Source organism: Nocardia sp. NPDC051911 (genome assembly GCF_040681035.1).
Classification (GTDB): Bacteria; Actinomycetota; Actinomycetes; order Mycobacteriales; family Mycobacteriaceae; genus Nocardia; species Nocardia sichangensis.
The window spans coordinates 87,433-100,583 of sequence record NZ_JBFAXY010000023.1; the positions used below are offsets into that span (position 1 = coordinate 87,433).

General features: G+C 67.9%; 10 protein-coding genes and 1 tRNA gene. 10 read left to right on the forward strand and 1 reads right to left on the reverse strand.

Annotated features, from left to right (window positions below; translation table 11 throughout):
• Window positions 1–107 precede the first annotated feature (107 nt).
• Together AB0L97_RS25860 and AB0L97_RS25865 are read left to right on the forward strand one after the other, a co-directional pair.
• The gene (locus AB0L97_RS25860; RefSeq protein WP_364434138.1) at window positions 108–1,490 is read left to right on the forward strand and encodes a hypothetical protein; all 1,383 of its coding nucleotides are present in this window, start codon (window positions 108–110) and stop codon (window positions 1,488–1,490) included.
• Between the two features lie 143 nt (window positions 1,491–1,633).
• A complete protein-coding gene (locus tag AB0L97_RS25865; RefSeq protein ID WP_364434141.1) occupies window positions 1,634–2,062 on the forward strand; it encodes an ester cyclase in 429 nt (142 codons plus the stop codon).
• 95 nt (window positions 2,063–2,157) lie between these two features.
• Here AB0L97_RS25865 and AB0L97_RS25870 read toward each other — a convergent pair.
• Window positions 2,158–2,240, reverse strand: a tRNA-Leu gene (locus AB0L97_RS25870).
• A gap of 225 nt (window positions 2,241–2,465) precedes the next feature.
• On the opposite strand from AB0L97_RS25870, the gene AB0L97_RS25875 reads away from it, so the two are divergent.
• The 8 genes from AB0L97_RS25875 to AB0L97_RS25910 all read left to right on the forward strand — a co-directional run bounded on the left by AB0L97_RS25875 (window position 2,466) and on the right by AB0L97_RS25910 (window position 12,974).
• Entirely contained in the window at window positions 2,466–3,866 is a 1,401-nt protein-coding gene (locus tag AB0L97_RS25875; RefSeq protein WP_364434144.1) for an FhaA domain-containing protein, read from the forward strand.
• 205 nt (window positions 3,867–4,071) lie between these two features.
• Window positions 4,072–4,539, forward strand: coding sequence for an FHA domain-containing protein (locus AB0L97_RS25880; RefSeq protein WP_014980860.1), 468 nt, complete (start codon window positions 4,072–4,074; stop codon window positions 4,537–4,539).
• Window positions 4,536–6,044: a PP2C family serine/threonine-protein phosphatase gene (locus AB0L97_RS25885; RefSeq protein ID WP_364434147.1), complete on the forward strand. Its 1,509-nt coding sequence runs from the start codon at window positions 4,536–4,538 to the stop codon at window positions 6,042–6,044. Before AB0L97_RS25880 ends, AB0L97_RS25885 begins: the two co-directional genes overlap by 4 nt.
• Window positions 6,044–7,528 (forward strand): FtsW/RodA/SpoVE family cell cycle protein, encoded by a 1,485-nt coding sequence (locus AB0L97_RS25890; RefSeq protein WP_355073382.1) that lies wholly within the window; start codon window positions 6,044–6,046, stop codon window positions 7,526–7,528. Before AB0L97_RS25885 ends, AB0L97_RS25890 begins: the two co-directional genes overlap by 1 nt.
• On the forward strand, window positions 7,525–8,991 hold the full coding sequence (locus AB0L97_RS25895; protein ID WP_364434149.1) for a penicillin-binding protein 2: 1,467 nt from the start codon (window positions 7,525–7,527) through the stop codon (window positions 8,989–8,991). Before AB0L97_RS25890 ends, AB0L97_RS25895 begins: the two co-directional genes overlap by 4 nt.
• 37 nt (window positions 8,992–9,028) lie before the next feature.
• A complete protein-coding gene (locus tag AB0L97_RS25900) occupies window positions 9,029–10,549 on the forward strand; it encodes a protein kinase (protein ID WP_364434152.1) in 1,521 nt (506 codons plus the stop codon).
• The gene (gene pknB, locus AB0L97_RS25905; protein ID WP_355073387.1) at window positions 10,546–12,447 is read left to right on the forward strand and encodes a Stk1 family PASTA domain-containing Ser/Thr kinase; all 1,902 of its coding nucleotides are present in this window, start codon (window positions 10,546–10,548) and stop codon (window positions 12,445–12,447) included. Before AB0L97_RS25900 ends, pknB begins: the two co-directional genes overlap by 4 nt.
• A 107-nt stretch (window positions 12,448–12,554) precedes the next feature.
• On the forward strand, window positions 12,555–12,974 hold the full coding sequence (locus AB0L97_RS25910) for a CBS domain-containing protein (protein ID WP_355073389.1): 420 nt from the start codon (window positions 12,555–12,557) through the stop codon (window positions 12,972–12,974).
• Window positions 12,975–13,151: the final 177 nt, after the last annotated feature.

Genomic DNA, 13,151 nt, shown 5'->3' on the forward strand with positions numbered 1-13,151 from the left:
GTCGCGTCCCGGCTATCTTCGACGTTCGCGTCGCCGGCACAGACGGATACTGCTTACCCGGCCGTGTGCGGCGCGACCAGTAGCTCGGTATCGATACGGAGGACGATGTGCCAGACGAACCCGGTGGGCTGACCGCCGAACACCCGCTTGCTCGTGCGCTGGCGGCGCACGCGCCGACGGGCTGGCAGCGGGTGGACGCGGTGTTCGCGGTCACGGTGGCGGGTGAACTCGCCCAGCTCGTGTACACAGTCGGCGAGCAAGTGATGCCGGTGGACCCGCCGGAGCCGACGCTTGCCCTGGTGCGAGAGCATCGTGCGGTCGCCGCAAGCTCCGGTCGGGAACCGTGGTGGCGGATGACGATCGCGCTGCGGATTTCCGGCGAGATCGACGTCGAATACGACTACGGCGACGAGCCCTTCCCGGACGGTCAGCTGTTCGTCCCGGAGGCATATCGGGCCGATCTCGAGGCGTATCCGCGCCGGAAAGTACCTGTGTGGTTGGCCGCCTATATCGGCCACGGCGACCGGCAGCGGCGCACTCCACAGCAGGCCGCCGCCCAAGCGCGCGCCGACCGGGCCGAGCAGGTGTGGGCGGTGCTCGCGGAAAACGAGTTCCCGCCGTTCCCGCAGATGTGGGCCCGATGGACGACCATCGCGGCGGCCTTCGTGGCCGCGAAGTCGGAATGGGGTCCGCGGATGCTGCCCTGGGTCGGCGTGTTCGAAGGCACCGCACGCGGTGGGTCGACGTTGCACGCGCTTCCGGCCGGGCGAGCCGTGTTGTCCGGCGGAGTATGGAATGCGCCGATCTTGGACGCCGTGTACAACGCGGGCGCACCGATGCCGGAGCTGTACGGCGGCGCGCCGGATTGGGTCGCCGACCCGGTTTTGAATCCGCGGGCTGCTTCGGGCCTGCTGTCCTTCTGCTACTGGTGGGAAGCGGGGCGCTGGTACCGCGGGCAGTCACCGTCCGCGCAGGAATGCGCGCCCGCGGTGCCGGGCGTGTGGACGCGGGAAACGACCATCAAGATCGTGGCGGGCCTGCTCCCGGATCAGGACGCGTCGGAGGCCATCGGAGCCTTACTGTCCGCCGCCGAGACGGGAGGGGTGACGCGAGCGGCGCTGATCGCAGTCTTCGGCGATGACAGCCGTTTCGACATCGACGGCGCGCTCTATCAATTCTCGGCCGCAGGACTGCTGTCCACGGCGCCCGAGCCGATGCCCGCCGAACAGGCGATCAGCCAGGTACGGGACTACATCACCGGTCGGCAGCTGGACACCACCGGATACCCGCTGGCGCAGCTGACCGCCGACCGCTTGCGCTTCGGCTGGATGGTGCACGTGCCCGCTCCCGAGAACACACCAGCCCACCGAGCGGTGTTCTATATCGCCGACGACGGCGAATTCGTGCACTCGTCGTCGGCCATCGATCATAGGCAATTCGTCGCCGCGTTCGAACAGCGCTTCCTCGACCGCCACGGGCTGGTGGTCTGACGCGGCGCAATATATTTGCTGATAGTTCGCCATAAATCTTGTTGGGTATGCCCATCTCGAATGAGATAGGTTGCTGCCACGCGACGCGAGACTCGGCGAACCGCCTCGACGGTTCGCTCGACCCGCGAGGAGGAGGCCCGATCATGTCGCTGGAAACCAACAAGGCACTGGTCCGCAGGTTCTATCGGGAGATCGACGCGGGAAACATCGACGCCATGGACGACCTCGTCGCGGAGGACTACATCGATCACTCGCCGCCGCCGTTTCCCGGCATCGGCACCGGCCGAGAAGGCCTGAAGCAGGCCTTTCGCATGTTCTGGGCCGCCACTCCAGGGCGGCACGAGATCGAGGACCAAGTCGCGGAAGGCGACCGGGTCGTCACGCGGCTGACCGCGTACGGGCGTCACACCAGGGACCTGCCCGGCATACGGGCGACCGGGCGCGAACTGACGGTGACGGGTACCTCGATCCACCGGATCGCCGACGGCAAGCTCGCCGAGAAGTGGTCCGACAAGGACGTGCTCGGGTTCTTGCAACAGTTGGGAGTGCTACCCGCGGTGGGAAGACACTGACCGGCCGGGTCGGGACATCCGTCACACGATCGACGCGGCCTTCCGACTGCAAAGAGAAAGCCGCGCATCAGCACTTGATGCACGGCTTCCGTCTGTGGGCGAAGGGGGACTTGAACCCCCACGTCCCGAAGGACACTGGCACCTGAAGCCAGCGCGTCTGCCATTCCGCCACTCGCCCGAGCGACTGGGAGACAGTATCACGGCCGCGCGCTGGATACGAAATCGCCATTTCAGAGGCCTGACCGGGGGGCTGAACGGGTCCGGGAACCTGGGGCCGTCGCCAAGAGTTACAGGTGTGGACGATCGTGGATATCATGCAATGAACGTGGTCGATTAACGACACGCCATACACGCGTGTCGTTGTTACGAATCAGGAAGAGACGCGCACCGAAGGGAGGCCGAGATGGGCATCGTTTCGCGATTCGAGCGTCGCCTGCAAGGCGCCGTCGGTGACGTGTTCGCCAGAGTCTTCGGCGGCAGTGTCGTACCCCAGGAGGTGGAGGCGGCGCTGCAACGCGAGGCCGCCGATCATGTCCAGGACCTGGGCGGCGGGCACCTGCTGGCACCCAACAGCTATGTGATCACGATCAACACCTCCGATCACCAGCAGTTGGATGCCGACCACGACCTCACCACCCGCGCATTCGCCAAACATCTACAGGACTACATCCGCGAGCAAGGCTGGCAGACCTACGGCGAAGTACACGTGGCGTTCGAGGCATCACCTACGCTGCACACCGGACAGTTCAGGGCGAGTGGCCGCGTCGATCCCGACGCCGGACACAGAGCCAGCGCGGCTCGCGGCCCCGAATCACCGCCACAACGACCTGCACACCCGCAACCAGGAGCTGGCCCCATGACGCAGAACTCAGGCTACGACCCGAGCCGTGAGCCCGCGGAGTCCGATCCACGCAACCGCGGGTACGCTCCACCGCCTGCCGGACGCGGCGGCCCGCAGAACGGCGCGTACCGCGACGACTACGGCCGTGGCGGCGCATACGGGGCGGATTACCAGGCTCCGGACGCGCAGCAGGGTTACGGCGACTATCAGAACGGCTACGACTACCCGCAGGGTGGCCAGGGCTACGGGCAGCAGGGTGGTTACGGCGAGTCCGGCTACGGTGGCCAGCAGGGCGGCTACGGCGAGTCCGGCTACGGCCAGCAGAGCGGCTACGGCGAGCGCGGGTACGGCCAGCAAGGCTACGGCGACCAGGCCTACGGCCAGCAGGGCTACAGCGACCAGGGCTACGGCCAGCAGGGCTACAGCGACCAGGGTTACGGCCAGCAGGGCTACGCCGACCAAGGCTACGGCCAGCAAGGGTACGGTCAGCCCGGCTACGGGCAGTCGGGGTACACCGATCCGAGCTACGGCGATCAGAACTACGCCGACCAAGGCGGCTACGCTCAGGACGACCAGGGCGGCTACGGTCAGGCGTACTCGCAGCAACCGGGGTATGGCGCGCAGCAGGGCTACGCGGGCGGGCAAGGCTACGGCGCCGCCCCGCAGGCCGGTTCGGGCTATTCGGCGACGCTTCAGCTGGACGACGGCAGCGGCCGCACTTACCAGCTGCGGGAAGGCAGCAACATCATCGGCCGCGGCCAGGACGCGCACTTCCGGCTGCCCGACACAGGCGTCTCTCGCAGGCACATCGAGGTGCGCTGGGACGGGCAGACCGCGATGTTGTCCGACCTCGGCTCCACCAACGGCACCCTGGTGAACGGCTCCCCCGTGCAGGATTGGCAGCTCGCCGACGGTGACGTCATCCGTGCCGGGCACTCCGAGATCCTGATCCGTATCGTCTGATCCCGTAAGCTCGCGGTGCAGGTCACGACATGGCTCTCGAGGGAATCGTCGGTCGTATCGTGATCGAAATCGACCGACGGCCCTATGATGCTGCCAACACACGCGCGGCGCCGACACCGGGGCCGGCAAGACCAGCAGGCTGGTGGGGGTGGTCGAACCGCACCTACGGCACCGACGTACACGGTCGAACAGGAGGTGGAGCGCCGTGCAGGGACTGATCCTGCAACTGACCCGTGCGGGGTTCCTTCTGCTGTTGTGGTTGTTCGTGTGGGCTGTGCTGCGCACGTTGCGCAGCGACATCTACGCGGCATCCGGCATTCGGATCCAGCCCAGGGCCGCACGCGGTTCCGCGGTGCTGCCTTCCTTCAGCCGGGGCCAGAAGGGCGCCAAATTTCTTGTGGTGACTCAGGGTTCACTCGCCGGCACTCGCATCTCGCTCGGCACCCAACCGGTGCTGATCGGGCGTGCGGACGACTCCACGCTGGTACTCACCGATGACTACGCCTCGACCAGGCATGCGCGACTGTCTCCGCGTGGTGACGACTGGTACGTCGAGGACCTCGGCTCGACGAACGGCACCTACCTCGATCGCGCGAAAGTCACCACCGCCGTCCGTGTTCCACTCGGCACGCCTGTCCGTGTCGGCAAAACAGTGATCGAGCTGCGATCGTGACACTTGTTCTCCGCTACGCAGCGCGCAGCGACCGCGGTCTCGTCCGAGGCAACAACGAAGATTCCGTGTACGCGGGCGCCCGGCTGCTCGCACTCGCCGACGGCATGGGCGGCCATGCCGCGGGAGAAGTCGCGTCCCAGTTGATGATCGCCGCGCTCGCCCACCTCGACGACGACGAGCCCGGCGACGATCTGCTCGGCAAGCTCGACGCGGCCACCCGAGAAGGCAACGCCGCCATCGCCGATCAGGTCGAGGAGGAGCCCGAGCTCGACGGCATGGGCACCACGCTCACCGCGATCCTGTTCGCGGGCAAGAAACTCGGCCTCGTGCACATCGGCGACTCGCGCGCCTACCTGCTGCGCGGCGGCGAGCTCGGCCAGATCACGCGGGACGACACCTTCGTCCAATCGCTGGTCGACGAGGGCAGGATCACACCGGAGCAGGCGCACACGCACCCGCAGCGCTCGCTGATCATGCGCGCGCTCACCGGCAACGAGATCGAGCCGACGCTGATCATGCGCGAAGCGCGCGCCGGTGACCGCTACCTGCTGTGTTCCGACGGTCTCTCCGACGTGGTCAGCGACGAGACCATCGCGAACACGATGCGCGAGGGCAGCACCGACGAGTGCGCCGACCGGCTCATCGAGCTGGCGTTGCGCAGCGGCGGTCCGGACAACGTGACCGTCGTCGTCGCCGATGTCATCGACCTGGACTACGGCCAGAGCCACCCGATCGTCGCGGGCGCCGCCTCCGGCGTCGACGAGGACACGCCGCCGCCGAACACCGCCGCAGGCCGGGCCTCCGCGTTGCGCCCGCCGCGCGCCGCGCCGCGCCGGGCCGCCGCCGCGCCCGAGCCGCCCGCGAAGAAGTCGCACCGGTTGCGCTGGATCGTGCTCGCGCTGGCGCTCATCGTCGCGGTCTGCGTGGGGCTCGTGGTCGGCTACAAGATGATCCGCAGCAACTACTACGTCGGCGCCGACGACGGTTCGGTGGTGATCCTGCGCGGGCTGCCCGGTTCGATCCTCGGTTACTCGATCCACGACGTGAATCTCGTCGGATGTGTGACCCGCAACGGGGAACTCACCCTGACCGACCCCGGCGAAAGTCTGCCGTCGGCGTGCAAGCCGCTGAAGGTCACCGATCTGAAGCAGACCGGCCGCGAGCAGGTGGACAAGGGCTTGCCGCCGGGCTCGCTGGACAAGGCCAGGGACTCGATGACCTACCTCGCCCAGCGAGAACTGCTGCCGCCGTGCCCGGTCAAGGAATCGGCGCCACAGCCGGGTGTCGTCCCGTCGCCTGCCGAAACCCCGGCCCCCGCGCCCAACGGCGCTCAGCCCGCTCCGGCCACCGCCGCGCCCGCGCCCGCGCCGGCTCCGGCGCCGGAACAGGGCGACGCCAGGGGCACCGAAATCAAGACACCGACGAAGTCGGAGGCTCCTGTCCCGCCGTCGAGCGCGTCGCCCGCCCCCCAGACCGCGGGGGAGAACTGCCGGGTGACGGACTGATGTCCGCGCCGGCACCGCCGTCGGCTGGGGCTTTTCCCAGTCCCCCGGGCGGCTTCGCTCCCGCGCCACCGCCGAGCACCAGACGCAACGTCGAACTTCTGCTGCTCGGGGCGGCGGCGGTGATCACCACGGTGTCCCTGTTCCTGGTCGAGGCCAGTCAGGAACAGTCGATCACCTTGGATATCGCCAAATACGGCTTGGCCTACCTGGCGTTGTTCGCGGTGGCGCACCTGGCCGTGCGGCGGTTCGCCCCGTTCGCCGACCCCCTGCTGTTGCCGATCGTGGCGTTGCTCAACGGACTCGGTCTCGTGCTGATCCACCGGCTCGACTTGGCCGACCAGCAGACCGCCGCCTACAACTCGTGGGCGACCCCCTCCCCCGACGCCAATCAGCAGATCCTGTGGACCGCGCTGGGCACGCTCGTGTTCATCACGCTGCTGATCGCGCTGCGCGACTACCGCACCCTGGCCCGCTACAGCTACACCCTCGGCCTCATCGGCCTTGTCGCGCTGGCCATTCCGGCTCTGCTGCCGAGCGCGTTCTCCGAGACCAACGGCGCGAAGATCTGGATCCGGCTGCCCGGGTTCAGTGTCCAGCCGGGTGAGTTCGCGAAGATCCTGCTGATCATCTTCTTCGCCTCGGTCCTGGTGGCCAAGCGCGAGATCTTCACCGCCGCCGGTCGCCATGTGCTCGGCATGGAGTTCCCGCGCGGCCGCGACCTCGGACCGATCCTGGCCGTCTGGGTCGTCTGCATCGGCGTGCTCGTGTTCGAGAAGGATCTCGGCACCTCGCTGCTGATCTTCAGCACGGTGCTCGTGATGCTCTACATCGCCACCGAACGGGTCGGCTGGCTGGTCATCGGCGGCGGACTGCTCGCGCTCGGATTCGTCTTCGCCTATCAATTGTTCGGCCACGTGCGGGTCCGGGTGGAGACCTGGCTGCACCCGTTCGACGACTACAACAACACCGGCTATCAGATCTCGCAGTCGCTGTTCGGCCTGGCCACCGGCGGTCTCGCCGGGACCGGCCTCGGCAGCGGCAGGCCGAACCAGGTGCCGTTCGCCAAGACCGACTTCATCGTCACCACCATCGGCGAGGAACTCGGCCTGATCGGGCTCGCCGCGGTGCTGGCGCTGTTCCTGGTATTCGTCGTGCGCGGGCTGCGCACCGCACTCGCGGTGCGCGACAGCTTCGGCAAATTGCTCGCGGCCGGCCTGTCGTTCACCATCGCGATCCAGCTGTTCGTCGTGGTCGGGGGTGTGACCAAGCTGATTCCGCTGACCGGTCTCACCACCCCGTTCATGTCCTACGGCGGGTCTTCGCTGCTGGCCAACTACGCGTTGCTGGCGTTGCTGATCAAGATCTCCGACGCCGCCCGCGCACCCGCCCCGGTGCGCAAGAAGGAACCGGCGCCGATCGCCGACGCGCAGACCGAACTGCTGCGGCGCGATGGCGGGCGACCGGAGGCGGGGCCGCTGACATGAACACTCCACTACGCCGAGTCGCGATCGCGGTGATGGTGATGGTCGTCGCACTGCTGGCGAACGCCACCTACGTCCAAGTGATCAAGGCCGACGACCTGCGCTCCGATCCGCGCAACTCCCGGGTTCTGCTGGACGAGTACGCCCGCCAGCGCGGGCAGATCTCGGCAGGCGGCACCGTGCTGGCCGGCTCGGTCGCGACCGATGACCGCTACAAGTACTTGCGCACGTACCCGAGCGAGCCGGAGGCGTACGCACCCGCCACCGGTTTCTACTCGATGCAGTACGGCAGCACCGGACTGGAACGTGCTGAGGACTCGGTGCTCAACGGGTCCGACAGTCAACTGTTCGGCAGCCGCCTCGTCGACCTCATCTCCGGCCGCGACCCGCGCGGCGGCAACGTGGTCACCACGCTCAACCCGCTGATGCAGCAGGTGGCCTACGACCAGATGACCAGCAAGGGCTACACCGGTTCGGTGGTGGCGATCGAGCCGAGCACCGGCAAGATCCTGACCATGGTCTCCACGCCCAGCTACGACCCGAACCTGCTGTCCGGGCACGACGGTGCGCGCGGCACCCAGGCGTGGGAAACGCTGAGCGCGGATCCGCGCCACCCCATGCTGAATCGCGCCATCTCGCAGACCTATCCGCCCGGATCCACGTTCAAAGTCGTGGTCACCGCCGCCGCGCTGTCCAACGGCGCCGCGACTCCCGACGACCAGTTCACCGCCGCGCCGAACATCACGCTGCCCGGCACCAGCACCACGCTGGAGAACTACAACGGCTCCACGTGCGGTCCCAACCCGACAGCTCCGCTGTTCGAAGCGTTCCGTCGCTCGTGCAACACCGCGTTCGCCGAACTCGGCGTCAAGGTGGGTGCCGCGAATCTCAAGGACGAGGCGGCCGCGTTCGGCATCGGCCCGCACCGAGGGATCCCGATGCCGGTGGCGGAGAGCACCGTCGGCACCATCTCCGACGACGCCGCCCTGGCCCAGAGCAGCATCGGGCAGCGCGACGTGGCGTTGACCCCGCTGCAGAACGCGGTCGTCGCGGCGACCATCGCCAACGGCGGCGTCCGGATGGAGCCCTACCTGGTCGATCAGTTGCAGGGCCCGGATCTGAGCGAGCTGTCGAAGACCAAGCCGGTCTCGGTCGGCCAAGCCGTCAGCGCCGATGTAGCGTCGACCGTGACCAACCTGATGATCGCGTCGGAGGGCAACACCTCTGGAGGTAACCAGACCCGTTATCAGATCGCGTCCAAGACCGGCACCGCGGAGCACGGGAGCAACCCGCGCAACACGCCGCCGCATGCTTGGTACATCGCGTTCGCCCCCGCGCAGAACCCGAAGATCGCCATCGCGGTGATCGTGGAGAACGGTGGGGACCGGGCGCTTGCCGCGACCGGTGGCTCGGTCGCCGCGCCGGTGGCTCGCGCGGTTCTCGACGCCGGTCTTCGAGGGGGCTGAACGATATGGATGTGCGAGTGAAGGTACGGGGACCTCGATGCTGAACAACGGTGCGATGATCGCCGACCGGTACCGGCTGCAGCGACTGATCGCGACCGGCGGCATGGGCCAGGTCTGGGAAGCGCTGGACACCAGGTTGGACCGCAGGGTCGCGGTCAAGGTGCTGAAGTCGGAGTTCTCGGCCGACCCGACGTTCCGGCATCGATTCCGCACCGAGGCGAAGACCACCGCCCAGCTGAATCACCCCGGCATCGCGGGCATCTACGACTACGGCGAGACGATCGACCCGCAGGGCAGCGAGATCGCCTACCTGGTCATGGAATTCGTCCAGGGTGAGCCGCTGAACACGGTGCTCAACCGCCTGGGCAGGCTATCGGTCGCCCAGGGCCTCGACCTGCTCGAGCAGACCGGCCGTGCCCTGGAGGTGGCGCACCGCGCGGGCGTGGTGCACCGCGACGTGAAGCCGGGCAACATCCTGGTCACCCCGACCGGTCAGGCGAAGATCACCGACTTCGGTATCGCCAAGGCGGTGGACGCCTCCCCGGTGACCAAGACCGGCATGGTGATGGGCACCGCGCAGTACATCGCACCGGAACAGGCGGTCGGCGAGGACGCCACCGCGGCCAGCGACGTCTACTCCCTCGCCGTGGTCGGCTACGAAGTGCTGGCAGGCCAGCGGCCGTTCACCGGCGACGGCGCGCTCACCGTCGCCATGAAGCACGTGCGTGAGACGCCGCCCCCGATGCCGGCCGATCTGCCCGGCAACGTGCGCGAACTGGTCGAGATCACGATGGAGAAGGACCCGGCGCGCCGCTACGCCAGTGGCGGCGAGTTCGCCGACGCGGTCGCCGCGGTGCGCGCGGGCCGGCGTCCGCCGCCGCCGAGTGGTACCCATTCCGCCGCGCCCTTGACCGGCGCCACGCGGGTGCTCCCGCCGGGCCCGACCGCCGTGATCCCCTCCACGCCACCCGACTTCGACGGGGCGACGGTGCGCTACTCGACGCCCGCGGCCGGCGCGGTGGGCGCGGCGAATCGCGGGGGCACGATCGCGGCTCCGGCCACCGTGCTGAGCCGTGGCACGGCGGGCGATCGACCGCCCGGTGGCGACAAGCGGTTCACCACTGCCCAGAAATGGCTGACCGGGCTCGGCATCGGCGCCGTCCTGCTCGCCGCGCTCACGGCCTACCTGCTCTTCGGTGGCGACACCAATCCGGATTCCACGCCGTCGCCGACCGCGACGGTCGCACCGAACCCGAAGCCGGTCCCGCCGGTGGCCACCACGACCACCCCCAAGCCCGCGCCCGCGCCGGTGGAAACCGAGACGTACGAACCGACCACCACCGAGCCGAAGACCACGACACCGGAGCCGACGACGACCACCGCGCCGCCCACCACCACGGCACCGAGCACGACGAAGCCGACGACCACCGCGCCCACTGCCACCGCAACGCGCCCGCGCATCCCGACTCTCGACCTACCATTCCCGGAGATTCCCGGTGCCCGGGGGCCCTCGGCCACTCGCAGCGGATCCGCCACTTCTTCGCAAGGACTGCCATGACGACCCCGAAGAATCTCTCGTCTCGCTACGAGCTGGGCGAGATCATCGGGTTCGGCGGTATGTCCGAGGTGCACAAGGCCCGCGACATCCGGCTGAGCCGCGACGTGGCGATCAAGGTGCTGCGGGCGGACCTCGCCCGCGATCCCACGTTCTACCTGCGGTTCAAGCGCGAAGCGCAGAATGCCGCCGCACTGAATCATCCGGCCATCGTCGCGGTCTACGACACCGGTGAGGCCGAGGTGGACGGCGGCCCGCTGCCGTACATCGTGATGGAGTACGTCGACGGCGACACACTGCGTGACATCGTGCGCGGCAAGGGGCCGCTGCCGCCGCGCCGAGCGATGGAAGTCGTCGCTGACGTCTGCGCCGCCTTGGATTTCAGCCACAAGGCCGGGATCGTGCACCGCGACATGAAGCCCGCCAACATCATGATCAATCGGTCCGGCGCGGTGAAGGTGATGGACTTCGGCATCGCGCGCGCGATCGCCGACAGCTCCAACCCGATGACGCAGACCGCGGCGGTGATCGGCACCGCGCAGTACCTCTCGCCGGAACAGGCGCGCGGAGAGACAGTGGACGCCCGCTCGGACGTCTACTCCGTGGGTTGTGTGCTGTTCGAAATCCTCACCGGGGAGCCGCCTTTCACGGGTGACTCCCCGGTCGCCGTCGCCTACCAGCACGTCCGGGAAGATCCGCGGCTGCCATCGCACGTGCACGCGGGGGTGCCCCGCGAGCTGGACTCGGTCGTGCTCAAGGCGATGAGCAAGAACCCGGCCAACCGGTACCAGTCCGCCGCCGAGATGCGCGCCGACCTGATCCGGGTACTCGGCGGCCAGAAGCCCAGCGCCCCCATGGTGATGACCGACGAGGACCGCACCACCTTCATGAGCGCGGACGAGCCTCCGCCGCGGAACTACCGCACCGTCGAACGCCACGACGACACCGCAGAGCAGGATCCGGCCGAACCGAACGGCCAGCGCCGAACCGCCTACATCGCGCTCGGCGCAGTCGCGGCCGTCGCCGTGGCTTTCGCTTTGTTCTGGGTGCTGCTCGGGCCTGGCAGCAGGCCGGACCAGGTAGCCGTTCCCGATCTGTCCAACAAGTCCTCGCAACAGGCGCAGGACGCGCTGCAGAAGCTCGGCTTCACGGTGGCGATCCAGCAGAAGCCCGACGGCAAGGTCGCCACGGGCAACGTCATCGCGACCCAACCCTTGGGCGGCTCGCGGATCGACGAGGGAAGCACCGTCACGGTTCAGGTGTCCTCCGGGCCCGCCCAAGTGCAGGTGCCGAAGCTCACGGGGCTGACCCAGGAGCAGGCCGAGCAGGTGTTGAATTCCAAAGGCCTGCGGATCAACTCGAACATCGAGCGCAAACCGTCGAGCACCGCCGAGAAGGATCAGGTGATCGAGCAGAATCCGTCGCCGGGTTCGAAGGTCGACGTGGACTGGGAAGTCGTCGTCACGATCGGCACCGGCCCGGAAGCGGTTCGCGTCCCCTACGTCGTCGGCCAGACGATCGACGTGGCTCAGCCGAATATCGAGGGCAACGGTTTCAAGGTCGTCGTGCAAGAGGTGCAGTCCTCGAAGCCGAAGGGCGAGGTGGTCGCCTCCAGCCCGGCCGGCGGCAGCAACGCGGAGAAGGGCTCCACGGTTACCGTCCAGGTGTCCGCGGGCGATCTGAAGATGCCGTCGCTGGTCGGTCTCACCGTCTCGCAGGCGGTGGAGAAGCTGCGCGCGGAAGGTTGGACCGGCAGCACCAGCCAGATCAGCCAGTCACCGCAGGGAACCTTCGACGCGGGCAATGTCGGACGCATACTCAGTCAGCAGCCGTCCGCGGGCAGTTCGATCCAGAAGAACAGCGCCATCCTGGTCGGTGTGGGGGTACTGGGTCCGCCGTGATCGGGCGTGGTCACCGGTATCCAGAAAACGAGACCAACCGGTGTGAATTGCGGGAGAATGATGCTGCTCCATCCCAATCAGCGCAGCTGAGCACGAGGAGGTAGCTCATGACCACTGCCAGGGACATCATGAAACCCGGCGTTCAGTGGATCTCCAAGGACACGACTATCGAGCAGGCCGCGCGCACCATGGCCGAACTCAACGTCGGGTCGCTGATCGTCTCGGACGACAACGAACGGATGTGCGGCATCGTCACCGACCGCGACATCGTGGTGAAGTGCATCGCTCAGGGCAAGATCCCCGCGAACTGCCGGGTCGAGGAACTGTGCGAAGCGACGCCGCGGTGGGTCGATGCCAACGCCGACATCGAGGAAGTCCTCGATGAAATGGAGAGCAACCGGGTCAAGCGCATGCCCGTCATCGAGGACAAGCGGCTGGTCGGCATGATCAGCGAAGCGGACCTGGCCAGGCATCTGGACGATAACCAGCTCGGCGAGTTCGTGACCGCCGTCTACGGGCGTCCGTAGCTTTCGAACCGGTGCGGAGGGCGGTATCCCACCGCCCTCTCGGATCGACCTGTGCACTTCGACAACGGTCTGCCGTCCGGCGATGCGAACTCGAGGGAGTTAGGGCGGGCAGCACAATCCGGTCGAGGTGTGGTGTTAGCCGACGCCCGGCCGCGGACGACGGACCGTCGTCCGCGG